This is a genomic window from Pseudomonas sp. NPDC089422 (genome assembly GCF_044749405.1).
Classification (GTDB): domain Bacteria; phylum Pseudomonadota; class Gammaproteobacteria; order Pseudomonadales; family Pseudomonadaceae; genus Aquipseudomonas.
The window spans coordinates 371,376-395,928 of record NZ_JBIVHW010000005.1 but is presented as its reverse complement, the minus strand read 5'-3'; the positions used below and the strand labels follow the sequence as shown (position 1 = coordinate 395,928).

The window sequence follows — 24,553 nt, the reverse complement described above, 5'->3', positions numbered from 1 at the left end:
GAGCGGCCTTGTGTCGCGAAAGGAGCGCAAAGCGCTCCCAGCTTTACTTGCCGCGCTCCAGCCGAGCCCGCCGGTACAGATACAGGCTCAACATCAGCCCGCAGCAAGCCGCTGCAGCCGCAAACAGAAACATCGAAGCAAACCCGAACCCCGATGCCACCGCACCCACCAGCGGCCCGGTAATCCCCAGTGACAGATCGATGAACAGCGAGTACGCCCCCACCGCCGCTCCGCGGTTGGCTGCCGACACCTGGTTCACCGCTTCCACGCCCAGCGCCGGGAACACCAGCGAGAAACCGAACCCGCTCAGCGCAGCTCCCGCCAACGCCATCTCGGCATTGGGCGCCATCCACAGCATCAGCAGCCCCAATGTTTCCACCGTCAGGCAAACGATTGCCACCCTGAACCCGCCAATCCGGTTGATCAGGTTGCCGAACAGCAACCGCGCGCAGATGAAGCTGGCGCCGAACAGGCTCAGGGTCAGTGCCGCATTGGCCCAGCCGCGGCTGGCGTAATACAGGGTGATGAAGGTAGCGATGGTGCCAAAGCCGATCGAGCCCAGCGCCAGCCCGGAGCCATGTGGGAACACCTTGCCCAGCACCTGCATGAACGGCAGGCGCTTGCCGCTGACCACAGGCGCTGCGCGTTTCGGCCAGGCCAGCAGCAGGCCCAGGGCGCACAGCAGGAGGATGCTCACCCCCATGCTCCACAGTCCCAGGCTCTTGACCATCAACACGCCCAATGGCGCACCGACGGCCAGCGCGCCATAGCTGGCGATACCGTTCCAGGAAATGACCTTGGCGGTGTGTTCGGCCCCGACCCGGCCGATGCCCCAGCCGATCGAGCCGGAACCGACCAGGCTTTCGGCGCTACCCAGCACCAGGCGGCCGACCAGCAGGCAGTCCAGGCTGACCCAGGGCAGTTCGGTGAGGAAGGCGCAGGCCAGCATGAACACGCCGCTCAGGCCGCAGCCGGCCAGGCCATACATGACCGCCTTCTTGCTGCCGAGGTTGTCGATGATGCGGCTGGCAGTAGGGCGGCTGAGCAGGGTGGCGAGGTACTGCACGCTGATCACCAGGCCCGCGATCACGGCGCTGAAGCCGAGGTCGTTGTGCACGTAGCCGGGCAACACGGCGAGGGGGATGCCGATGTTCAGGTAGCCGATGAAGGTGAAGAGGACGATGGAAACGACTTGCAGGGTGACCGCAAGAGGGCGCGGTGAGTCAGGCATGGGGGTCTTCGTGGCAGAGGTTCGTGACGGTGTGAAAACGTGATGACGGGGGTAGCCCGCAGGTCAGCCGTTTTCACACAGTCGGAGGGATGCGCGGTTTATTCCTGGTCAGCGCTGGATTGATCGTCACCATCCTGATCGACGGCAGGCGTCGGTTCGGCGTGGACGGTAACGGATGGCTCTTCGGGGTTCAGGCTTGGGAAGGGAAGATTCGGGATTTCATGCATCTCGTCGTTCCTCGCAAGTGTGAGTGAAAAGTCTGCGCCAGGCGCGTTCGGAGCTTCGTAAAGCTGGGGCAGGATACACAAGTCTGGATGACAGTTTGTAATTTTTCCCGGTCGCTTGTCGGTTTTGCGGGCGGATACCGGACAGATTTCGGATAGTTGGCGGGCAAAAAAACAGGGCCTTGAGGCCCTGTTCGTGGTGCTTACTTGCGGCCTTCAGCCGTCTCGGCGACCTTGTCGGTGCGCGCGCACATGATGAAGTCATTGCGGTGCAGGCCCTTGATCGAGTGGCTCCACCAGGTCACGGTGACCTTGCCCCATTCGGTCATCAGGCCAGGGTGGTGGCCTTCGGCTTCGGCGATCTCGCCCACGGCATTGGTGAAGGCCAGGGCCTGCTTGAAGTTCTTGAACAGGAACACGCGCTCCAGTTCCATGTGGCCGTCGCGGACTTCGATGTTCCAGTCCGGGATCTCGCGGATCAGGACCGCCAGTTCCTCGTCGGTGACCTTGGGCGCGTCAGCGCGGCAGGCTTCGCAGTGGGCTTGGTTCAAGGCATTCATGGGTGTGTTTTCCGCTTCGAGTTGTTATCGGCAAGGCGCTCAGGCAGCGACCTTGGGTGGAAATTTCGGTGCGTGCAGCCCCAGCTGCATGGCTTGCTGGACCATGGCCATGATGTCTTCATGGGCCAGGTCGAACAGGCGCTTCATGTTCGGCAGCACGAAGTACAGCGGCTGCAGGATGTCGATACGGTACGGCGTGCGCATGCACTCGATCGGGTCGAAGGCCTGGTGCTCAGGCTCGCCTGAAAGACTGTAGACGGTCTCTTTCGGCGAGGAGAGGATGCCGCCGCCATAGATCTTGCGACCTTGTGCGGTCTCCATCAGGCCGAACTCGATGGTCATCCAGTACAGGCGCGCCAGGTACACGCGTTGTTCCTTGGTCGCGGCCAGGCCGAGCTTGCCGTAGGTGTGGGTGAATTCGGCGAAGAACGGGTTGGTCAGCAGCGGGCAGTGGCCGAAGATCTCGTGGAAGATGTCCGGTTCCTGCAGGTAGTCCAGTTCTTCCGGGGTGCGGATGAAGGTGGCGACCGGGAAGCGCTTGCTGGCCAGCAGTTCGAAGAAGGTCTGGAAAGGGATCAGTGCCGGTACCCGGGCAACCTGCCAGCCGGTGGTGGCCCCCAGCACCTTGTTGATCTCGCCCAGCTGCGGAATGCGGTCATGGGGCAGCTTGAGCTGGTCGATGCCGTCCAGGTACTCCTGGCACGCGCGGCCTTCGATGACTTTCAGCTGGCGGGTGATCAGGGTGTTCCATACCGCATGCTCTTGCTGCGGGTAATCGATAAAACCGTGCGCATCGGGCTCGCGTGCCACGTATTGCGTCTGTTTCATGTGGCTCTCCTGGTGAGGGCTTTTCTTGTTATGTCCACGACATGACTCAGGAATATCCCTTCACCAGACGATTTGCACTGGGGTGGGGGCGGTTGGCAGGTGCTCTTCGATGCTTCTTGCGTAACGATAATTTTACAAAATGCCCAGCATGCCGGAAAATCCGGGTCATCAAGCTGCCTTTTGTGTGGTTTTTGTCAGCTTATCTTTACGACTTTTCCGTGCGAGGTTGAAAAACTTCGCCACTTCGAGAGCATTCATGCGTATCAAAGTGCATTGCCAGAACCGCATCGGCATCCTTCGCGACATCCTCAACCTGCTGGTGGAGTACGGCATCAACGTGCTGCGCGGCGAAGTGGGGGGAGACCATGGCAACGCCATCTACCTGCACTGCCCGAACCTGATCAACCTGCAGTTTCAGGCACTGCGGCCCAAGTTCGAGTCGATTACCGGGGTGTTCGGGGTCAAGCGCGTCGGCCTGATGCCCAGCGAGCGCCGGCACATGGAGCTCAATGCGTTGCTCGGTGCGCTGGACTTCCCGGTGCTGTCGATCGACATGGGCGGCAGCATCGTTGCCGCCAACCGCACCGCGGCTCAGCTGCTCGGGGTGCGCGTCGACGAAGTGCCGGGCATGCCGCTGGCGCGCTATGTCGAGGACTTCGACCTGCCTGAGCTGGTGCGTGCCAACAAGTCGCGCATCAATGGGCTGCGGATCAAGGTCAAGGGTGATGTGTTCCTGGCCGATATCGCGCCGCTGCAGTCCGAGCACGATGACAGCGAGGCGCTGGCCGGTGCCGTGTTGACCCTGCATCGCGCCGACCGCATCGGTGAGCGCATCTATAACGTGCGCAAGCAGGAGCTGCGCGGTTTTGACAGCATCTTCCAGAGTTCGCGGGTGATGGCGGCGGTGGTGCGTGAGGCGCGGCGCATGGCGCCACTGGATGCGCCGCTGCTGATCGAAGGCGAGACCGGCACCGGCAAGGAATTGCTGGCCCGCGCCTGCCACCTGGCCAGCCCGCGTGGTCAGGCGCCGTTGATGGCGCTCAACTGTGCCGGCCTGCCAGAGTCGATGGCCGAAACCGAGTTGTTCGGTTATGGCCCCGGTGCTTTCGAGGGGGCGCGTGCCGAGGGCAAGCTGGGGCTGCTGGAGTTGACCGCTGGCGGTACCTTGTTCCTCGACGGCGTGGGAGAGATGAGCCCGCGCTTGCAGGTCAAGCTGCTGCGCTTCCTGCAGGATGGTTGCTTCCGGCGTGTCGGCAGCGACGAAGAGGTGTACCTGGATGTGCGGGTGATCTGCGCCACCCAGGTCGATCTGTCCGAATTGTGCGCCCGTGGTGAATTTCGCCAGGACCTGTATCACCGGCTCAACGTGCTGTCGCTGCATATTCCGCCGCTGCGCGAGTGCATGGACGGACTGGAAGGCCTGGTACAGCACTTCCTCGACCAGGCCAGCCGCCAGATCGGCTGCGCCATGCCGCGCCTGGCGCCGGCGGCCATGGACAAGCTCAGCCAGTATCACTGGCCAGGCAATGTGCGGCAGCTGGAAAACGTGTTGTTCCAGGCGGTTTCGTTATGCGAGGGCGGGGTGGTAAAGGGCGAGCATATTCGCTTGCCGGATTACGGCGTGCGGCAACCGTTGGGTGAGTTTTCGCTGGACGGGGATCTTGCACAGATTGTCGGGCGGTTCGAGAAGGCCGTACTGGAAAGCCTGATGGGCGAGTTTCCAAGTAGCCGGGCATTGGGTAAACGCCTGGGGGTTTCCCATACGACGATTGCCAACAAGTTGCGGGATTATTCCCTGGGCAAGTCGGCAGATTAAATAGCAGTTATTAATGGCCCGTTAACTTTCACGGCGGCGTGGAAGTTGTATGAGGGCAAAACGCGAACGGGGCCCACAAGGGCCCCGATTCAAGGTATCAGCCGTTGGAGCAGCCGTTCCCCATCACGCGGTATTCGAGAATGTGCTTCTGGCCCTTGGAGTCCTCGTAGGTCATGCGGGCGGGCACGACTTCACACACGTTGGGCACTTCGCTCATCGAGATGACGCGGGCAATGTCCAGGTGCTGCGAGTAACTGTACTGTTCAACCGGAATCTGCTCGACATTGTTTGCTTCGCCGGCCATCGCCGCGCCGCAAAGACCGCCGAGTACCAATACCAGTAAAGCTTTCATTTTCATTTTACCTGTCTAAGGTCGTGAGGGGGCGCGCGGCGCTTGTGGCGCCGCGAGTACTGCCAAAGTTCAACTATCAGGATTAGAGAGGGATTAACCGATTGCCTTCGTGGGGGCTGTTTCCAGTAGTTAATCGCCTTGCCGTTGCTGGCGAGGTGAATCTTATGCCTGGGCAACTAAGGGAAACAGATGGCGTTTTGATAAAGTTTTTTTGCCTTTTTCCAGAATCTGTAACAATCCCCCGGCAGGCGCTATCGCATTTTCCCCTGGCCGGGCCGGCGGCTGCGGGCTAGAGCCTTCCGCGCCGTTCACATGAAGATTTTCCGGTCGCGCTACTACCATCGTCGTATGGTTTTTCCCGCTCTGGTACAGTTACAAACGATTCCATACAAAAACAACTATTACACCGAGGTAACACAGATGAGTGCGGCTCCACTGTATCCCGTTCGTCCCGAGGTTGCGGCCACTACCCTGACCGACGAGGCCACCTACAAGGCCATGTACCAGCAATCGGTGATCAACCCGGACGGCTTCTGGCGTGAGCAGGCCCAGCGCCTGGACTGGATCAAGCCGTTCACCAAGGTCAAGCAGACCTCGTTCGACGACCACCATGTCGACATCAAGTGGTTTGCCGACGGCACTCTGAACGTTTCCTCCAACTGCCTGGACCGCCACCTCGAAGAACGCGGCGACCAGCTGGCAATCATCTGGGAAGGCGACGACCCTTCCGAACACCGCAACATCACCTACCGCGAGCTGCACGAGCAGGTGTGCAAGTTCGCCAACGCCCTGCGCGGCCAGGACGTGCACCGTGGCGACGTGGTGACTATCTACATGCCGATGATCCCCGAGGCCGTGGTGGCCATGCTGGCGTGCGCCCGCATCGGCGCGATCCACTCGGTGGTGTTCGGTGGTTTCTCGCCGGAAGCCCTGGCTGGCCGCATCATCGACTGCAAGTCCAAGGTGGTGATCACCGCCGACGAGGGCGTGCGCGGCGGCCGTCGTACTCCGCTCAAGGCCAACGTCGACCTGGCGCTGACCAACCCGGAAACCAGCAGCGTGCAGAAGATCATCGTGTGCAAACGCACCGGTGGCGACATCGCCTGGCACCAGCACCGCGACATCTGGTTCGAAGACCTGATGAAAGTGGCCTCCAGCCACTGCGCGCCGAAGGAAATGGGCGCCGAGGAGCCGCTGTTCATCCTTTATACCTCCGGCTCCACCGGCAAGCCGAAGGGCGTGCTGCACACCACCGGCGGTTACCTGGTGTATGCCGCGCTGACCCATGAGCGCGTGTTCGACTACCGCCCGGGCGAAGTCTACTGGTGCACCGCCGACGTCGGCTGGGTCACTGGCCACAGCTATATCGTCTACGGCCCGCTGGCCAACGGCGCGACCACGCTGCTGTTCGAAGGCGTGCCGAACTACCCGGACATCACCCGCGTGTCGAAGATCGTCGACAAGCACAAGGTCAACATCCTCTACACCGCCCCGACCGCCATCCGCGCCATGATGGCCGAAGGGCAGGCGGCCGTTGCCGGTGCCGACGGCTCCAGCCTGCGCCTGCTGGGCTCGGTGGGCGAGCCGATCAACCCCGAGGCCTGGAACTGGTACTACAAGACAGTGGGCAAGGAACGTTGCCCGATCGTCGACACCTGGTGGCAGACCGAGACCGGTGGAGTGCTGATCAGCCCGCTGCCGGGGGCCACGGCGCTCAAGCCGGGCTCGGCGACCCGTCCGTTCTTCGGTGTGGTGCCGGCGCTGGTGGATAACCTGGGCAACCTGATCGAAGGCGCTGCCGAAGGCAACCTGGTGATCCTCGATTCCTGGCCGGGCCAGTCGCGCTCGCTGTACGGCGACCACGACCGCTTCGTCGACACCTACTTCAAGACCTTCCGCGGCATGTACTTCACCGGCGACGGCGCCCGTCGTGACGAAGATGGCTACTACTGGATCACCGGCCGCGTGGACGACGTGCTCAACGTGTCCGGCCACCGCATGGGCACCGCCGAGATCGAGAGCGCCATGGTTGCCCACGCCAAGGTGGCGGAGGCGGCGGTGGTCGGCGTACCGCACGATATCAAGGGGCAAGGCATCTATGTCTACGTCACCCTCAATGCCGGTATCGAGCCGAGCGAGCAGCTGCGCCTGGAGCTGAAGAACTGGGTGCGCAAGGAAATCGGCCCGATTGCCTCGCCGGATGTGATCCAGTGGGCGCCGGGGCTGCCGAAGACCCGCTCGGGCAAGATCATGCGGCGTATCCTGCGCAAGATCGCCACGGCCGAATACGATGCCCTGGGTGACATCTCGACCCTGGCCGACCCGGGCGTGGTTCAGCACCTGATCGATACCCACAAGGCGATGAGCCTGGCTTCGGCCTGATATCCGGGCTAGGCGCTCACAAAGAAACCCCGCACGGGCAACCGGCGGGGTTTTTTGCTTTACTGTTACCCGACAATCATCGGTAACTCATCTGTCACCGATTTCGCACAGGATCGGGGCGCTCGGAAACAGATATGAGCCGTTTCGGTGCGCTTGCGTGGGCATATTCAACAAGGTGAAACGCTGCACTTGCCGTATTGCAAGGGTTTGCCAATAATAGGCCCGGTAATTGCTTGGCTTACAGGTTATTTCTCTCGAGCTCTTGCATGATTTGCAAAAGCTGTCAACATCGCCCGCCGCGATTTCAAGCGCTTCTGTAAGTAGTTGTCGCTTTGAAGAAATATCGACTACCGGGCTGTCGTTAAAATGCCACTCACTCGCTCGTGGTCTGCGACCTTGGTCGAAACCTGCGCGGCTCGCGTTGTACCCATTCGCATATCGGGCAGCTGTTACCCCCTGCCTCGTATTGCCCCGTACCGATGGAGTTACCTGATGAAGAAGCTCGCACTGCTTGGCGCCCTGGCGCTTTCCGTGTTTTCCCTGGTATCGCAGGCCGATGAAAAACCGTTGAAGATCGGCATCGAAGCCGCCTACCCTCCGTTCGCCTTCAAGCAGCCGGACGGCAGCATCGCCGGTTTCGACTACGACATCGGCAACGCCCTGTGTGAAGAGATGAAGGCCAAGTGCACCTGGGTCGAGCAAGAGTTCGACGGCCTGATCCCGGCGCTGAAAGTGCGCAAGATCGATGCCATCCTGTCGTCCATGTCGATCACCGATGATCGCAAGAAGTCGGTCGACTTCACCAAGCGCTACTACCTGACCCCGGCGCGCCTGGTCATGAAGGAAGGTACCACCGTCAGCGAAAGCCTCGACGAGCTCAAGGGCAAGAAGATCGGCGTACAGCGCGGCTCGATCCACGACCGCTTCGCCAAGGAAGTGCTGGCTCCGAAAGGCGCCACCGTCGTGCCTTACGGCACCCAGAACGAAATCTACCTGGACGTTGCCGCCGGCCGCCTGGACGGTACCGTGGCCGACGCCACCCTGCTCGAAGACGGTTTCCTGAAAACCGACGCCGGCAAGGGCTTTGCCTTCGTCGGCCCATCGTTCACCGACGTGAAGTACTTCGGTGACGGCGTCGGCATCGCCGTGCGCAAGGGCGACGACGCCAACCGCGAGCGCATCAACAAGGCCATCGACGCCATCCGCGCCAACGGCAAGTACAAAGAAATCGAGAAGAAGTACTTCAACTTCGACATCTACGGTCCAGACTCGAACTAAGACGTCGGGTTTCACCTGTGCAATGGTGCAAACAGCAGAGGCTCTGAGGTTTGCACCATTTTTCATTCCCAAGCCCTGAGGAATCCCAATCATGTTGAAAGGCTATGGGGCAGTCATCCTCGATGGGGCGTGGCTGACGCTACAGCTCGCCCTGTCGTCGATGGCCCTGGCCATCGTCCTCGGCCTGATCGGCGTGGCGCTGCGTTTGTCGCCGGTGCGCTGGCTGGCCTGGCTGGGGGATCTGTATTCCACGGTGATCCGTGGCATCCCCGACCTGGTCCTGATCCTGCTGATCTTCTACGGCGGCCAGGACATCATCAACCGGGTGGCACCGCTGCTCGGCTATGACGATTACATCGACCTGAATCCGCTGGTAGCCGGTATCGGCACGCTGGGCTTCATTTTCGGTGCGTACCTGTCGGAAACCTTCCGTGGTGCGTTCCTTGGTATCCCCAAGGGCCAGGCCGAAGCCGGCGTGGCCTATGGCATGAGCGCGCGTCAGGTGTTCTTCCGCATCCAGGTGCCGCAGATGATCCGCCTGGCCATCCCGGGCTTCACCAACAACTGGCTGGTGTTGACCAAGGCCACTGCGCTGATCTCGGTGGTCGGCCTGCAGGACATGATGTTCAAGGCCAAACAGGCGGCCGACGCCACCCGCGAGCCTTTCACCTTCTTCCTGGCCGTGGCCGCGCTGTACCTGGTGATTACCAGTATTTCGCTGCTGGCGTTGAAGTATCTGGAGCGCCGCTACTCGGTAGGCGTCAAGGTGGCTGAACTATGATTTTCGACTACAACGTCGTCTGGGAAGCCATGCCGCTGTACCTCGGCGGCCTGCTGACCACCCTCAAGCTGCTGGCGCTGTCGCTGCTGTTCGGCCTGCTGGCGGCCATTCCGCTGGGCCTGATGCGCGTGTCCAAGCAGCCGCTGGTGAACATGGGCGCCTGGCTGTACACCTACGTGATCCGCGGCACGCCGATGCTGGTGCAGCTGTTCCTGATCTACTACGGCCTGGCTCAGTTCGAGGCGGTGCGCGAGAGCCTCTTCTGGCCGTGGCTGTCCAGCGCAACCTTCTGCGCCTGCCTGGCCTTTGCCATCAACACCAGCGCCTACACCGCAGAAATCATCGCCGGCAGCCTCAAGGCCACGCCCCATGGCGAGATCGAGGCGGCCAAGGCCATGGGCATGTCGCGCATGAAGATGTACCGCCGCATCCTGCTGCCGTCGGCCCTGCGCCGGGCACTGCCGCAGTACAGCAACGAAGTGATCATGATGCTGCAGACCACCAGCCTGGCGTCGATCGTCACCCTGATCGACATCACCGGTGCCGCGCGCACGGTCAATGCCCAGTACTATCTGCCTTTCGAGGCCTACATCACGGCGGGCGTGTTCTACCTGTGCCTGACCTTCATCCTCGTGCGCCTGTTCAAGATGGCCGAACGCCGCTGGCTTGGCTATCTGGCGCCGCGCAAGCACTGAACGCTCTGTGAGAACCGACAGCATGTACAAACTCGAAGTCCAAGACCTGCACAAGCGCTACGGCAGCCATGAAGTGCTCAAGGGCGTGTCCCTGGCGGCCAAGGCAGGCGACGTGATCAGCATCATCGGCTCCAGCGGTTCGGGCAAGTCGACCTTCCTGCGCTGCATCAACCTGCTCGAGCAGCCCCACGCAGGCAAGATCCTGCTCAACAATGAAGAGCTCAAGCTCGTGCCTGGCAAGGATGGCGCGCTCAAGGCCTCCGACCCGCGCCAACTGCAGCGCATGCGCTCGCGCCTGTCGATGGTGTTCCAGCATTTCAACCTGTGGTCGCACATGACTGCGTTGGAGAACATCATCGAAGCCCCGGTGCATGTGCTCGGGGTGAGCAAGAAGGAAGCCCTGGAGAAGGCCGAGCACTACCTGGCCAAGGTTGGTGTGGCGCACCGCAAGGATGCTTTCCCCGGCCACATGTCCGGTGGTGAGCAACAGCGTGTGGCAATTGCCCGGGCCCTGGCCATGGAGCCAGAGGTCATGCTGTTCGACGAGCCAACCTCGGCGCTCGACCCCGAGCTGGTGGGTGATGTGCTCAAGGTCATGCAGGCCCTGGCCCAGGAAGGCCGTACCATGGTGGTGGTGACGCACGAAATGGGCTTTGCCCGGGAAGTGTCGAACCAGCTGGTGTTCCTGCACAAGGGCCTGGTCGAAGAAACCGGTTGCCCGCGTGAAGTGCTGGCCAACCCGCAATCGGAGCGGCTCAAGCAGTTCCTCTCCGGCAGTTTGAAGTAAAACGCTGCACCTTTGCACCAGAATAGGGCATGCTGCGCAGCGAGCGCAGCCTGACCCGGCGCCACAGACTCGAACGAACTCAGGTTTCGGACCGTACCCTATGACCACCCAGCGAATCGGTTTTCTCATCTGGCCTAGCACCAAGCCTTTGACCCTGGCGCTGGCGGAGGAAGTGTTGCAGGTGGCCCAGCGGGTGCATCCGGAGGTGGTCTATGAGATCGCATTCCTTCAGGCGGAACCTGCCGAGGAGGGCGCCTGGCGTCTGCCGGGCGAGCCGTGGAACGGGCGCCTGGAAGGTTGCCACAAGCTCTTCCTGCTGGCCGACGATCTGCCCCAGGCGGTGGGCTCGGCGCTGTCGACAGCGCTCAAGCAACTGGCGCGCAGTGGTTGCATGATCGGTGGCCTGTCCGCTGGCGTGTATCCGCTGGCCATGCTCGGTCTGCTCGACGGTTATCGTGCTGCCGTGCACTGGCGCTGGCAGGATGACTTTGCCGAGCGTTTCCCCAAGGTGATTGCCACCAGCCACTTGTTCGACTGGGATCGCGATCGCCTGACCGCGTGCGGTGGCATGGCCGTGACCGACCTGCTGCTGGCGGTGCTGGCCCGCGATCATGGGGCCGAGCTGGCGGGGGCGGTGTCCGAGGAACTGGTGGTCGAGCGCATTCGCGAAGGTGGCGAGCGCCAGCGTATCCCACTGCAGAACCGCCTTGGCTCGAGCCATCCGAAGCTGACCCAGGCTGTGCTGTTGATGGAAGCCAATATCGAAGAGCCGCTGACCACCGACGAAATCGCCCAGCATGTGTGCGTATCGCGCCGGCAACTGGAGCGGATCTTCAAGCAGTACCTGAACCGCGTGCCGAGCCAGTATTACCTGGAGCTGCGGCTGAACAAGGCGCGGCAGATGCTGATGCAGACCAGCAAGTCGATCATCCAGATCGGCTTGTCCTGTGGCTTCTCCTCGGGGCCGCATTTCTCCAGTGCCTACCGCAACTTCTTCGGCGCCACGCCGCGGGAAGACCGCAACCAGCGGCGTAGCAGCAGCCCGTTCGAATTGAGCTCGGCACCGGCCGAAAAGGGCTGAGGTTTCGGTTGGGTTCGGGGTGCATGCCTTGGGTTTGAGGGTGGTGCCGAAATCGAGCGCCGCCCGCGCGGCGCATCGCAGGCAAGCCTGCTCCTACATCTGTTTCGGGCCAATATCTCCTGTGCCGCATGCGTGCGACCCCTGGGTGCATGACGCAATATCGAATGGTACAAACAAGGCGCGCGCGCCAATGTCTCAGGATTAACTGGCCCGAAACAGATGTAGGAGCAGGCTTGCCTGCGATGCGCCGCGCGGGCGGCGCTCGATCTCCCAGGCGCCGGCAAACTATCGGCATACACCTGCAGCCCCCAATCCCTTGTGAACACCCGTTCACCCAGCTCCCTCTCTCCCGTACACTGCGCGATTGCGACAGTGTTTGTCGCATTGCCGAAAGCCTGGGTAAAACTGGGTTTTGCGCTGTAACAAGTTGTCGCTTGGCCGCAAGGACAGGCGCGGATCAGTCCTTACAATCCCCCCATCGCTCGCCACTTCCAGGCCAGCGTTCCTCTTCAGGAGACTCAGATGTCCGTTGAGCAAGCCCCGGTGCAACGTGCCGATTTCGACCAGGTCATGGTTCCCAACTATTCTCCGGCGGCCTTCATTCCTGTGCGAGGCGAGGGTTCCCGCGTCTGGGACCAGTCGGGTCGCGAGCTCATCGACTTTGCCGGAGGCATCGCGGTGAACGCCCTGGGCCACTGCCACCCGGCACTGGTCAAGGCCCTGACCGAACAGGCCAATACCCTCTGGCACGTCTCCAACGTCTTCACCAATGAGCCGGCCCTGCGCCTGGCGCACAAGCTGGTCGACGCCACCTTTGCCGACCGTGCGTTCTTCTGCAACTCCGGCGCCGAGTCGAACGAGGCCGCCTTCAAGCTGGCCCGCCGCGTCGCCCACGACCGCTTCGGCCCTGAGAAGCACGAGATCATCGCCACCGTGAACAGCTTCCACGGTCGTACCCTGTTCACCGTCAGTGTCGGTGGCCAGCCGAAGTACTCCGATGGCTTCGGCCCGAAGATCACCGGCATCAGCCATGTGCCCTACAACGACCTGGAAGCGCTGAAGGCACAGATTTCCGACAAGACCTGCGCCGTGGTGATCGAACCGATCCAGGGCGAGAGCGGTGTGGTGCCGGCCGACAAGGCCTACCTGGAAGGTGCGCGCAAGCTCTGCGACGAGCACAACGCCCTGCTGATCTTCGACGAAGTGCAGACCGGCGTCGGCCGCACCGGCTCGCTGTATGCCTACCAGCACTACGGTGTGACCCCGGACATCCTGACCAGCGCCAAGAGCCTGGGCGGTGGTTTCCCGATCGGCGCCATGCTGACCACCACCGACATCGCCAAGCACCTGGCCGTCGGCACCCACGGCACCACCTACGGCGGCAACCCGCTGGGCTGTGCCGTCGCCTGCGCCGTGCTGGACGTGGTCAACACCCCGGAAACCCTGGCTGGCATCAAGGCCAAGCACGAGCGCTTCAAGTCCCGTCTGGAAAAGATCGGCCAGCAGTACGGCCTGTTCAGCCAGGTGCGTGGCGTCGGCCTGCTGATCGGCTGCGTGCTGACCGAAGCCTGGCAGGGCAAGGCCAAGGACGTGCTCAACGCCGCTGAAAAACAAGGCGTGATGGTGCTGCAGGCCGGTCCCGATGTGGTCCGCTTCGCCCCAAGCCTGGTGGTCGAAGATGCTGACATCGACGAAGGCCTGGACCGCTTCGAGCGCGCCGTGGCGCAACTGACCAAGGGCTGATCGGCCTGCGGTCCGTTCACCGGCCTGGGCGCTTCGAGACGCCGGGTCGGTGAACCCCGAATTCCAGCGCGGGTGCCGATGCGCCCGCCGTTTTTCCGTGCCGTCGTGAATGGCCCGTATTTCCAAAGGAGTGACACCATGCTGGTGATGCGCCCCGCGCAAATGGCTGATCTGAACGAAGTGCAGCGCATGGCTGCCGACAGCCCCGTTGGTGTCACCTCGCTGCCGGACGATGCCGCCCGCCTGGGCGACAAGATTGCCGCCTCGGAAACCTCCTTCGCCGCTGAAGTCAGCTTCAACGGTGAAGAGAGCTACTTCTTCGTGCTCGAAGACAGCGAGACCGGCAAGCTCGCCGGCTGCTCGGCCATCGTCGCCTCGGCCGGCTACTCCGAGCCGTTCTACAGCTTCCGCAACGAGACCTTCGTGCACGCCTCGCGCGAGCTGAAGATCCACAACAAGATCCACGTCCTGTCGCTGTGCCACGACCTCACCGGCAACAGCCTGCTGACCAGCTTCTATGTGCTGCCGGAACTGGTGAACAGTGGCTGGGCCGAGCTCAACTCCCGTGGCCGTCTGCTGTTCATGGCCTCGCACCCGGAGCGCTTCGCCGATTCGGTGGTCACCGAGATCGTCGGCTACAGCGACGAGCAGGGCGAATCGCCGTTCTGGGATGCCATCGGGCGTAACTTCTTCGACCTCAACTACGCCCACGCCGAGCGCCTGTGCGGCCTGAAGAGCCGTACCTTCCTCGCCGAGCTGATGCCGCATTACCCGATCTACGTGCCGCTGCTGCCCGACGAAGCGCAGGAGGCCATGGGCCAGGTGCACCCACGGGCGCAGATCACCTTCGACATCCTCATGCGCGAAGGCTTCGAGACCGAGCACTACATCGACATCTTCGACGGTGGCCCAACCCTGCATGCGCGTGCCTCGGGCATTCGCTCGATCGCCCAGAGCCGTGTGGTGCCGGTCAAGGTCGACGACACCCCGGTCAAGGGCGGGCGCCCTTACCTGGTGTGCAACGGCCAGTTGCAGGACTATCGCGCGGTGTTGCTGGATCTGGACTGGGTGCCGGGCAAGCCGGTCAGCCTGAGCAGCCAGGCGGCCGAGGCCCTGGGTGTCGGTGAAGGTGCCAGCGTGCGCCTGGTCGCCGCCTGAGCCACGGCGCGCAAGCCGGAACAATGAGTTTCGCGGCAGGCACTGGCCACCGCACAAGGAGATAGCATGATCGTTCGTCCTGTACGCAGCAGCGATTTACCCGCGCTGATCGAATTGGCACGCAGCACCGGTACCACCGGGCTGACCACCCTGCCGGCCAACGAGGAGCGCCTCGGCCACCGCGTCGGCTGGGCCGAAAAGAGCTTCCGTGGCGAAGCCGAGCGTGGCGACACCGATTACCTGTTCGTGCTGGAGAACGATGAAGGCCTGGTGGTTGGCATCAGCGCCATCGCCGGGGCCGTGGGCCTGCGTGAGCCCTGGTACAACTACCGGGTCGGCCTGACCGTCAGCGCCTCCCAGGAGCTGAAGATCTACCGCGAAATACCCACGCTGTTCCTGGCCAACGACCTGACCGGCAATTCCGAGCTGTGCTCGCTGTTCCTGCGCAGCGACTACCGCTCCGGGCTCAACGGCCGCCTGCTGTCGCGTGCGCGCATGCTGTTCATTGCCGAGTTCCCTGAACTGTTCGGCAACAAGATCATTGCTGAAATGCGCGGCATGTCCGATGAGCAAGGCCGTTCGCCGTTCTGGGAAAGCCTGGGCCGGCACTTCTTCAAGATGGAGTTCAGCCAGGCCGACTACCTCACCGGCGTCGGCAACAAGTCGTTCATTGCCGAGCTGATGCCCAAGTTCCCGTTATACACCTGCTTCCTGTCCGAAGCTGCGCGCAATGTCATCGGCCGTGTGCACACCGACACCGAACCTGCGCTGGCGATGCTCAAGCAGGAAGGCTTCAGCTATCAGGGCTACGTCGACATCTTCGACGCCGGCCCGGCCATCGAATGCGAGACCTCGAAGATTCGCGCCGTGCGCGAGAGCGAGACCCTGGTGCTGGCCGTGGGCACACCGGGCGATGACGCTACCCCCTACATCATCCACAACCGCAAGCGCGACGACTGCCGCATCACCGCAGCGCCCGCGCGCCTCGCCGCAGGCACCCTGGTGGTTGATCCACTGACCGCCAAGCGCCTGCGCATGGGCGCCGGCGACAACGTACGTGCCGTGCCGCTGTCGGCAAGCCGGGAGGCCCAGTAAATGACCACCCATTACATCGCAGGCAACTGGCTGGCTGGCCAGGGCGAAGCCCTGCAGTCGCTCAATCCGGTGACGCAGGCCGTCGTCTGGCAAGGGCAGGGCGCCGATGCCGGCCAGGTTGACGCTGCCGTCAAGGCGGCCCGCCAGGCATTCCCGGCCTGGGCACAGCTGAGCCTGGAAGCGCGTATCGACGTCCTGGAGAAATTTGCCGAGCAGCTCAAGCAGCATGCCGAGGCGCTGGCCCACTGCATCGGTGAGGAAACCGGCAAACCACTGTGGGAATCGGCCACTGAAGTGACCAGCATGGTCAACAAGGTGGCAATCTCGGTGCAGAGCTACCGCGAGCGTACCGGCGAGAAAAGCGGTCCGCTGGCCGATGCCACGGCTGTGCTGCGGCACAAGCCCCATGGCGTGGTGGCGGTGTTCGGCCCTTACAACTTCCCCGGCCATTTGCCCAATGGCCATATCGTGCCGGCACTGCTGGCCGGCAACTGCGTGGTGTTCAAGCCCAGCGAGCTGACCCCCAAGGTCGCCGAGCTGACGGTCAACTGCTGGATTGCCGCTGGTTTGCCCGCTGGTGTGCTCAACCTGGTTCAGGGGGCGCGTGAAACCGGCGTGGCGCTGGCTGCCAATCCAGGTATCGACGGCCTGTTCTTTACCGGTTCGAGCCGCACCGGCAACCTGCTGCACCAACAGTTCGCCGGCCGTCCGGACAAGATCCTCGCCCTGGAAATGGGCGGCAACAACCCGCTGGTGGTGGATGAGGTCAAGGACCTCGACGCCGCGGTGTACACCATCATCCAGTCGGCGTTCATCTCTGCCGGCCAGCGCTGCACCTGTGCGCGCCGTCTGCTGGTGCCGCAGGGCGCCTGGGGCGATGCGCTGGTCGCGCGGCTGGTCGAGGTGTGCCGGAGCATTACAGTCGGGGCCTTCGACCAGCAGCCAGCGCCGTTCATGGGTTCGGTGATCTCGCTGCAGGCAGCGCAGGCACTGATCGCGGCCCAGGCCGAACTGCTGGCCAAGGGCGCCGTGCAGTTGCTGGCAATGACCCAGCCCCAGGCCGACGCGGCGCTGCTGACGCCCGGGATTCTCGATGTCACCGCCGTGGCCGAACGCCCGGACGAAGAGTTCTTCGGCCCACTGCTGCAGGTGATCCGCTACGCCGATTTCGATGCCGCCATCGACGAGGCCAACAACACCCAGTACGGCCTGGCCGCCGGCTTGCTGTCCGATTCCCGTGCGCGCTACCAGTACTTCTGGCTGCGCAGCCGCGCCGGGATCGTCAACTGGAACAAACAGCTGACCGGCGCCGCCAGCAGTGCGCCGTTCGGTGGCATGGGCGCCAGTGGCAACCACCGCGCCAGTGCCTATTACGCAGCCGATTACTGCGCTTACCCCGTGGCTTCGCTGGAAACCGCCAGCCTTGCCCTGCCGGCGACCCTGACGCCGGGCGTCACCCTATAACAACAGGTCACGGAGCCTAGCCGATGAAATCCTATGAAGTGAATTTTGATGGCCTGGTGGGGCCTACCCACAACTACGGCGGCCTGTCCTACGGTAACGTGGCTTCGCAGAGCAACAGCCAGCAAGGGTCCAACCCGCGGGAAGCGGCGCGCCAGGGCCTGGCCAAGATGAAAGCGCTGGCCGACATGGGCTTCAAGCAGGGCGTACTGGCGCCGCAGGAGCGCCCGGACGTGGCTGCCCTGCGTCGCCTGGGCTTCGTCGGCAGCGATGCCGAGGTGATTCAGCGTGCCGCCAAGGAGGCCATGCCACTGCTGGTCGCCAGCTGCTCGGCCTCGAGCATGTGGGTGGCCAACGCCGCCACCGTCAGCCCGAGCGCCGACACCGCCGATGGCCGCGTGCACTTCACGGCCGCCAACCTTAACTGCAAGTACCACCGCAGCATCGAGCACCCGACCACCAGCCGTGTGCTGGCGGCGATGTTCAACAACGAGAAACACTTTGCCCACCACGAAGCCCTGCCCGCCGTGGCACAGTTCGGCGACGAGGGCGCGGCCAACCACACGCGCTTCTGCCGCGAGTACGGTGAGGCCGGGGTGGAGTTCTTCGTCTATGGCCGCAGTGCCTTCGACAGCCGCTACCCCGCACCGCAGAAGTACCCGGCGCGGCAGACCCTGGAGGCGTCCCAGGCCGTGGCCAGGCTGCACGGCCTGAGCGATGACGGTGTGGTCTACGCTCAACAGAACCCGGCGGTGATCGACCAGGGGGTGTTCCACAACGATGTGATTTCGGTCGGTAACGGTGAAGTGCTGTTCTACCACGAGGACGCGTTCCTCGAGACCGGCGCGGTACTTGGCCAACTGCAGGCTAAACTGGCCAGCAAGGGTGGCAACTTCCAGGCCATCCGTGTGCCACGTGCGGCGGTGACGGTAGAGGATGCAGTGCGCTCCTACCTGTTCAACAGCCAGCTGCTCAGTCGTGACGATGGCTCGATGTTGCTGGTGGTGCCGGAAGAGTGCCGCAACAACGAGCGGGTCTGGGCCTACCTGGGCCAGCTGACTGCCCAGGGCGGTGCGGTGAAGGAGGTCAAAGTGTTCGACCTCAAGCAGAGCATGCAGAACGGCGGTGGCCCGGCTTGCCTGCGTTTGCGCGTGGCATTGAAGGAATCGGAACTGGCGGCGGTCAATCCAGGCGTTATCATGACCGCCCCGTTGTACGACACCCTGGTGCAGTGGGTCGACAAGCACTACCGCGATCGCCTTGGCGAAGCCGACCTTGCCGACCCGCAGCTGCTGCTGGAGTGCCGTACCGCGCTGGATGAATTGACCCAGATCCTGAAGTTGGGCTCGGTGTACCCGTTCCAACGCCAACCTTGAAGAGAGAATTTGCAATGACCGACGCCCTGCGCCTGATCCTCGAAGATGTAGACGGCACCCAGCTGGAAACCTCCTGCACCCGTTTTGCCATCGTCTGGCAAGGCAAGGAAGTGTGGGTTCAGCAGGACGGCCGTGGCCAGCTGCTGATCGGCGTGGATGTCGAGGAAGGCGATGTCGAGTACGCCAACCTGCTGCTGCGCCCGATGGCCACCAACCTGGTCAGCCTGCAGCTGGAAATGGAGCCGGCGGAAGTCGGTGAAGATGACGATCACGTCCATGGCCCCGACTGCGGCCACCACCACTAAGGAAGCGCCTATGCTCGCCCTTGGCAAATTGCTCGAGCTGACCCTGACCGATCACGAGCCGGCCGAGAAGACTCAAGTGACACCCAAGGGCGTGCGGTTGCGCTGGCTGGGGGAGGGCGCACTGGAAGTGCGTCCGCCCGAAAGCGAGGATTGTGGCCTGGACCTGCTGCTGTCGGCAGGTATCCACGGCAATGAGACGGCACCGATCGAACTGCTCGAAAGGCTGCTGCATGGCGTGGCCAACGGCAAGATCAAGCCACGTGCACGGATTCTGTTCCTGTTCGGCAACCCGGTCGCCATCCGCAAGGGCGAGCGCTTCGTCGAGCAGGATATCAACCGGCTGTTCAACGGCCGTCATGAGCTATCCAGTGGTTTCGAGGCATTGCGTGCGGCCGAACTGGAGCAGTTCGCCCGGGTGTTCTTCAGCAAGCCTGAGCGCACCCGTCTGCATTACGACCTGCACACCGCGATCCGCGGTTCGAAGATCGAGCAGTTTGCCCTGTACCCCTATAAAGAGGGGCGCAAGCATTCCCGCCGCGAGCTGGCCCGCCTGGCTGCTGCCGGCATGGAGGCGGTGCTGTTGCAGAGCAAGTCGTCAATCACTTTCAGTGCCTTCACCTACGAACAGCTGGATGCCGAGGCATTCACTCTGGAGCTGGGCAAGGCACGGCCGTTCGGGCAGAACGAGCAGGTCAACCTCGACAAGCTCGAAGAGCGCCTGATCCGCATCATCGAGGACACCGAGCCCGAGATCGACGGCTCGCTGGACGGCCTGAAGCTGTTCAGTGTCGCCCGCGAGATCATCAAGCACAGCGACAGCTTCCACCTGCACCTGCCGGCCGACATCGAGAACTTCTCCGAGCTGAGCAAGGGTTACCTGCTGGCCGAGGACCTGGCAGAGATGCGCTGGGTGGTCGAGGAGGAGGGGGCGCGGATCATCTTCCCCAATCCCAGGGTCAAGAATGGCCTGCGCGCCGGCATCCTGATCGTGCCTGATTCGGGGCAGCGCCTGGGCTGAGACCGTAGCCGCCGCTGAAAACGGCGGCTGGTTTCGGATCCGATCCCGGATGAAAACCTTTTAATTCACCGCCTGTTCCATTTTCCCTTCCCTTGGGCGGTAATTGGCTTGCCAGTGGCGAAAGGCTGCATTTAGCATCCACTCATGTCATTTTCGTTTGCAAGCGCCTTAAAAGCCGTCCAATCGACGCTTTCTATCGCATAAACACACTGCACCGAGATTGCAGGACCGATATAATGCGGCCCTTTGCCGTCGTTTCGTCGACGTGTTTGCCCCCAAGGGCCGCCGTTTCCGTGGAAGAACCTATGAAAAGCGCAGAAATCCGTGAAGCCTTCCTTCGCTTCTTCGAAGAGCAGGGCCATACCCGAGTCGCCTCCAGTTCGCTGATCCCGAACAACGACCCGACCCTGCTGTTCACCAACGCTGGCATGAACCAGTTCAAGGACTGCTTCCTCGGTGCCGAGAAGCGTGCCTACACCCGCGCCGTCAGCAGCCAGAAGTGCGTGCGTGCCGGTGGCAAGCACAACGACCTGGAAAACGTCGGCTACACCGCGCGTCACCACACCTTCTTCGAAATGCTGGGCAACTTCAGCTTCGGTGACTATTTCAAGCGCGACGCGATCACCTTCGCCTGGACCTTCCTGACCTCGGACAAGTGGCTGAACCTGCCCAAGGAAAAACTCTGGGTCACCGTCTACGCCTCTGACGACGAAGCCTACGACATCTGGACCAAGGAAGTCGGCGTGCCGGCCGAGCGCATGGTGCGCATCGGCGACAACAAAGGCGCCCCGTACGCCTCCGACAACTTCTGGACCATGGGCGACACCGGCCCGTGCGGCCCATGCACCGAGATCTTCTACGACCACGGCGCCGACATCTGGGGCGGCCCACCCGGCTCGCCGGAAGAAGACGGCGACCGCTACATCGAGATCTGGAACAACGTCTTCATGCAGTTCAACCGCACCGCCGACGGCGTGCTGCACCCGCTGCCAGCGCCGTCGGTGGACACCGGCATGGGCCTGGAGCGCATCAGTGCGGTCATGCAGCATGTGCACTCGAACTACGAGATCGACCTGTTCCAGAACCTGCTGTGCGCCGCGGCCAAGGCCATCGGTTGCAGCAACGACGGCCAGGCTTCGCTGAAAGTGGTGGCCGACCACATCCGTTCCTGCGGCTTCCTGATTGCCGACGGCGTACTGCCGTCCAACGAAGGCCGTGGCTATGTGCTGCGTCGCATCATTCGCCGCGCTTGCCGTCACGGCAACAAGCTGGGCGCCAAGGGCAGCTTCTTCTACCAGATCGTCGCCGCCCTGGCCGCCGAGATGGGCGAGGCCTTCCCAGAGCTGCAGAGCCAGCAGGCGCACATCGAGCGCGTACTCAAGGCTGAAGAAGAGCAGTTCGCCAAGACCCTGGAGCAGGGCCTGCGCATCCTCGAGCAGGACCTGGCCCAGCTCAAGGGCGACGTGGTCCCGGGTGACGTGGTGTTCAAGCTGTACGACACCTACGGGTTCCCGATGGACCTGACCGCCGACATCGCCCGCGAGCGCGAGCTGACCATCGACGAAGCCGGCTTCGAGCGCGAGATGGAAGCCCAGCGCGAGCGTGCCCGTTCTGCCAGCAGCTTCGGCATGGACTACAACAGCCTGGTCAAGGTCGACAGCGCCACCGAGTTCCTCGGTTATGACGCCACCGAAGGCCAGGGCAAGATCATCGCCCTGTACAAGGACGGCCAGGCCGTCGACCAGCTGGGCGAAGGCGAGCAGGGCGTCGTGGTCCTCGACCGCACCCCGTTCTACGCCGAATCCGGTGGCCAGATCGGTGACACCGGCTTCCTCCAGGCCGGCGCCGCACGCTTCGACGTGCGCGACACCACCAAGACCGGCGGTGCCTTCCTGCACCACGGCGTGGTTGCCCGCGGTGCGCTGGTCATCGGGTCGCCCGTCGAGGCCAAGGTCGATGCCGACGTGCAGCACGCCACCTCGCTGAACCACTCGGCCACTCACCTGCTGCACGAAGCGCTGCGCCAGGTGCTGGGCGAGCACGTGCAGCAGAAGGGCTCGCTGGTCGACAGCCAGCGCCTGCGTTTCGACTTCAGCCACTTCGAGGCGGTATCGCCTGCGCAGATCAAGGCCCTGGAAGACATCGTCAACCGTGAAGTGCGCAAGAACACCCCGGTTGAAACCGAACTGACCGATATCGAAACCGCCAAGGCCAAGGGTGCCATGGCCCTGTTCGGCGAGAAGTACGGTGATACCGTGCGCGTGCTGAGCATGGGCGGCGACTTCTCTGTCGAGCTGTGCGGCGGTATCCACGCCAAGCGCACCGGCGATATCAGCCTGTTCAAGATCATCAGCGAAGGCGGCGTGGCCTCGGGCGTACGCCGTATCGAAGCGGTTACCGGTGCCGCTGCACTGGCCTACCTGAACGCTGCCGAAGAGCAGGTCAAGGAAGCCGCGCAGCTGGTCAAAGGCAACCGTGACAACCTGATCGACAAGCTGTCGGCTGTGCTTGAGCGCAACCGCCAGCTGGAAAAGCAGCTCGAGCAGCTGCAGGCCAAGGCCGCCAGCGCCGCCGGGGATGATCTCTCCAATGCGGCCGTTGAGGTCAAGGGTGCCAAGGTGCTTGCGGCCCGCCTGGATGGGCAGGATGGCAAGGCACTGCTGGCGCTGGTCGATCAACTGAAGAACAAGCTCGGCCACGCGGTGATCCTGCTGGGCAGCGAGCATGAGGGCAAGGTCGTGCTGGTGGCCGGCGTGACCAAGGACCTCTCCAGCCAACTCAAGGCTGGTGACCTGATGAAACAAGCCGCTGCGGCAGTGGGTGGCAAGGGCGGTGGCCGTCCGGACATGGCTCAGGGTGGTGGCGTCGACGTCGCTGCACTGGACCAGGCCCTGGCGCTGGCCGTGCCGTTCGCAGAGCAGGGACTTTGAGATGAAGGGGCCGGCGGTCTAGTCGCCGGCTCCTTCATGTTGGATGGTTTTTTTGAGGCCCGGTACGGGCTGAGGCACCATTGAAATGGCGTTGATCGTACAGAAATTTGGCGGCACCTCTGTCGGTTCCATCGAGCGGATCGAGCAGGTAGCCGAAAAGGTCAAGAAACACCGTGAAGCGGGCGACGACCTGGTGGTTGTGCTGTCGGCCATGAGCGGTGAAACCAATCGCCTGATCGATCTGGCCAAGCAGATCACCGATCAGCCGGTTCCGCGTGAACTGGATGTGATCGTGTCGACCGGTGAGCAGGTCACCATCGCCCTGCTGACCATGGCCTTGATCAAGCGTGGTGTGCCAGCGGTGTCCTACACCGGCAACCAGGTGCGCATCCTCACCGACAGCGCGCACAACAAGGCGCGCATCCTGCAGATCGATGACCAGAAGATCCGTGCCGACCTCAAGGAAGGCCGCGTGGTCGTGGTGGCCGGTTTCCAGGGTGTCGACGAGCATGGCAGCATCACCACCCTCGGCCGTGGTGGCTCCGACACCACCGGCGTGGCCCTGGCGGCTGCGTTGAAGGCTGACGAGTGCCAGATCTACACCGACGTCGATGGCGTCTACACCACCGACCCGCGCGTCGTGCCGCAGGCGCAGCGCCTGGAGAAGATCACCTTCGAAGAGATGCTGGAAATGGCCAGCCTCGGTTCCAAGGTGCTGCAGATCCGTTCGGTGGAGTTCGCCGGCAAGTACAACGTTCCGCTGCGCGTGCTGCACAGCTTCAAGGAGGGTCCAGGTACCCTCATTACCATTGATGAAGAGGAATCCATGGAACAGCCGATCATTTCCGGTATCGCCTTCAACCGTGATGAGGCCAAGCTGACCATTCGTGGCGTACCGGACACCCCGGGCGTTGCTTTCAAGATCCTCGGCCCGATCAGCGCTTCGAACATCGAAGTGGACATGATCGTGCAGAACGTTTCCCACGATAACACCACCGACTTCACCTTCACCGTGCACCGCAACGAGTACGAGAAGGCTCACAGCGTGCTGGAAAACACCGCACGTGAAATCGGTGCCCGTGAAGTGATCGGCGACACCAAGATCGCCAAGGTGTCGATCGTCGGCGTCGGCATGCGCTCCCACGCGGGCGTTGCCAGCCGCATGTTCGAAGCCCTGGCCAAGGAGAGCATCAATATCCAGATGATCTCCACCTCCGAAATCAAGGTCTCGGTGGTCATTGAAGAGAAGTACCTGGAGCTGGCCGTACGCGCGCTGCACACCGCGTTCGAACTCGACGCTCCGGCCCGACAGGGCGAGTAACGCGTTGCCCGGAGGGCGCGGCTAGGCCGCGCCCTTCGCGTTTCTGGTCGCCACGCAGGCCCTGTCCTGTCGGCGGGGCGACCACCCAGGCTCTGTGTCGTCGTCCACGATCCGGCCTGACATCCCAAGAC

The 24,553-nt window shown here is 62.9% G+C and carries 21 protein-coding genes; 16 read left to right on the top strand and 5 right to left on the bottom strand.

The window, feature by feature from the left end; translation table 11 throughout:
* Positions 1–43: 43 nt before the first annotated feature.
* The 4 genes from ACIPZ8_RS12435 to phhA form a co-directional block, all read right to left on the bottom strand.
* Positions 44–1,231, bottom strand: a complete 1,188-nt coding sequence (locus ACIPZ8_RS12435) for an MFS transporter (RefSeq protein WP_400723206.1) — start codon at positions 1,229–1,231, stop codon at positions 44–46.
* 98 nt (positions 1,232–1,329) lie between these two features.
* Positions 1,330–1,458, bottom strand: coding sequence for a hypothetical protein (locus ACIPZ8_RS12430; RefSeq protein WP_256587427.1), 129 nt, complete (start codon positions 1,456–1,458; stop codon positions 1,330–1,332).
* 200 nt (positions 1,459–1,658) lie between these two features.
* Positions 1,659–2,015: a 4a-hydroxytetrahydrobiopterin dehydratase gene (locus ACIPZ8_RS12425; protein ID WP_159411576.1), complete on the bottom strand. Its 357-nt coding sequence runs from the start codon at positions 2,013–2,015 to the stop codon at positions 1,659–1,661.
* Positions 2,016–2,054: 39 nt separating this feature from the next.
* Positions 2,055–2,843 carry a phenylalanine 4-monooxygenase gene (gene phhA, locus ACIPZ8_RS12420; protein ID WP_343596246.1) on the bottom strand — a complete coding sequence of 263 codons (789 nt, stop codon included), beginning with the start codon at positions 2,841–2,843 and terminating at the stop codon, positions 2,055–2,057.
* A gap of 256 nt (positions 2,844–3,099) precedes the next feature.
* On the opposite strand from phhA, the gene ACIPZ8_RS12415 reads away from it, so the two are divergent.
* Positions 3,100–4,659, top strand: coding sequence for a sigma-54-dependent transcriptional regulator (locus tag ACIPZ8_RS12415; RefSeq protein ID WP_400723201.1), 1,560 nt, complete (start codon positions 3,100–3,102; stop codon positions 4,657–4,659).
* 97 nt (positions 4,660–4,756) lie between these two features.
* Here the strand turns inward: ACIPZ8_RS12415 and ACIPZ8_RS12410 are convergent, their stop codons facing one another.
* The gene (locus tag ACIPZ8_RS12410) at positions 4,757–5,011 is read right to left on the bottom strand and encodes a DUF2790 domain-containing protein (RefSeq protein WP_085675843.1); all 255 of its coding nucleotides are present in this window, start codon (positions 5,009–5,011) and stop codon (positions 4,757–4,759) included.
* A gap of 420 nt (positions 5,012–5,431) precedes the next feature.
* Between ACIPZ8_RS12410 and acs the strand changes: the two genes are divergently transcribed.
* From acs to ACIPZ8_RS12335, 15 genes are all read left to right on the top strand, one after another.
* Positions 5,432–7,393: an acetate--CoA ligase gene (gene acs, locus ACIPZ8_RS12405; protein WP_400723198.1), complete on the top strand. Its 1,962-nt coding sequence runs from the start codon at positions 5,432–5,434 to the stop codon at positions 7,391–7,393.
* 492 nt (positions 7,394–7,885) lie between these two features.
* Positions 7,886–8,671 (top strand): ABC transporter substrate-binding protein, encoded by a 786-nt coding sequence (locus ACIPZ8_RS12400; RefSeq protein WP_400723195.1) that lies wholly within the window; start codon positions 7,886–7,888, stop codon positions 8,669–8,671.
* Between the two features lie 91 nt (positions 8,672–8,762).
* The gene (locus tag ACIPZ8_RS12395) at positions 8,763–9,452 is read left to right on the top strand and encodes an ABC transporter permease (protein WP_027921088.1); all 690 of its coding nucleotides are present in this window, start codon (positions 8,763–8,765) and stop codon (positions 9,450–9,452) included.
* The gene (locus ACIPZ8_RS12390) at positions 9,449–10,147 is read left to right on the top strand and encodes an ABC transporter permease (RefSeq protein ID WP_400723192.1); all 699 of its coding nucleotides are present in this window, start codon (positions 9,449–9,451) and stop codon (positions 10,145–10,147) included. Before ACIPZ8_RS12395 ends, ACIPZ8_RS12390 begins: the two co-directional genes overlap by 4 nt.
* 22 nt (positions 10,148–10,169) lie before the next feature.
* Complete coding sequence (gene aotP / locus ACIPZ8_RS12385) at positions 10,170–10,934, top strand: arginine/ornithine transport ATP-binding protein AotP (RefSeq protein WP_085675848.1); 765 nt, start codon at positions 10,170–10,172, stop codon at positions 10,932–10,934.
* Positions 10,935–11,034: 100 nt separating this feature from the next.
* Positions 11,035–12,015, top strand: coding sequence for a transcriptional regulator ArgR (argR, locus tag ACIPZ8_RS12380; protein WP_159411573.1), 981 nt, complete (start codon positions 11,035–11,037; stop codon positions 12,013–12,015).
* A 522-nt stretch (positions 12,016–12,537) separates the two neighbouring features.
* Entirely contained in the window at positions 12,538–13,758 is a 1,221-nt protein-coding gene (locus tag ACIPZ8_RS12375) for an aspartate aminotransferase family protein (protein WP_103446427.1), read from the top strand.
* Positions 13,759–13,896: 138 nt separating this feature from the next.
* A complete protein-coding gene (gene aruF / locus ACIPZ8_RS12370) occupies positions 13,897–14,916 on the top strand; it encodes an arginine/ornithine succinyltransferase subunit alpha (RefSeq protein WP_400723187.1) in 1,020 nt (339 codons plus the stop codon).
* Between the two features lie 66 nt (positions 14,917–14,982).
* Positions 14,983–16,011, top strand: a complete 1,029-nt coding sequence (gene astA / locus ACIPZ8_RS12365; RefSeq protein WP_176509048.1) for an arginine N-succinyltransferase — start codon at positions 14,983–14,985, stop codon at positions 16,009–16,011.
* Positions 16,012–17,475: a succinylglutamate-semialdehyde dehydrogenase gene (gene astD, locus ACIPZ8_RS12360; RefSeq protein WP_400723184.1), complete on the top strand. Its 1,464-nt coding sequence runs from the start codon at positions 16,012–16,014 to the stop codon at positions 17,473–17,475. It begins immediately after the preceding gene.
* A gap of 23 nt (positions 17,476–17,498) precedes the next feature.
* Complete coding sequence (astB, locus tag ACIPZ8_RS12355) at positions 17,499–18,848, top strand: N-succinylarginine dihydrolase (RefSeq protein WP_400723181.1); 1,350 nt, start codon at positions 17,499–17,501, stop codon at positions 18,846–18,848.
* A gap of 14 nt (positions 18,849–18,862) precedes the next feature.
* The gene (locus ACIPZ8_RS12350; RefSeq protein ID WP_085675855.1) at positions 18,863–19,153 is read left to right on the top strand and encodes a topoisomerase II; all 291 of its coding nucleotides are present in this window, start codon (positions 18,863–18,865) and stop codon (positions 19,151–19,153) included.
* A 10-nt stretch (positions 19,154–19,163) separates the two neighbouring features.
* On the top strand, positions 19,164–20,171 hold the full coding sequence (astE, locus tag ACIPZ8_RS12345) for a succinylglutamate desuccinylase (RefSeq protein ID WP_110636320.1): 1,008 nt from the start codon (positions 19,164–19,166) through the stop codon (positions 20,169–20,171).
* Positions 20,172–20,476: 305 nt separating this feature from the next.
* Positions 20,477–23,101, top strand: coding sequence for an alanine--tRNA ligase (gene alaS / locus ACIPZ8_RS12340; RefSeq protein ID WP_400723177.1), 2,625 nt, complete (start codon positions 20,477–20,479; stop codon positions 23,099–23,101).
* A gap of 85 nt (positions 23,102–23,186) precedes the next feature.
* Positions 23,187–24,422 carry an aspartate kinase gene (locus tag ACIPZ8_RS12335; protein ID WP_322364513.1) on the top strand — a complete coding sequence of 412 codons (1,236 nt, stop codon included), beginning with the start codon at positions 23,187–23,189 and terminating at the stop codon, positions 24,420–24,422.
* Positions 24,423–24,553: the final 131 nt, after the last annotated feature.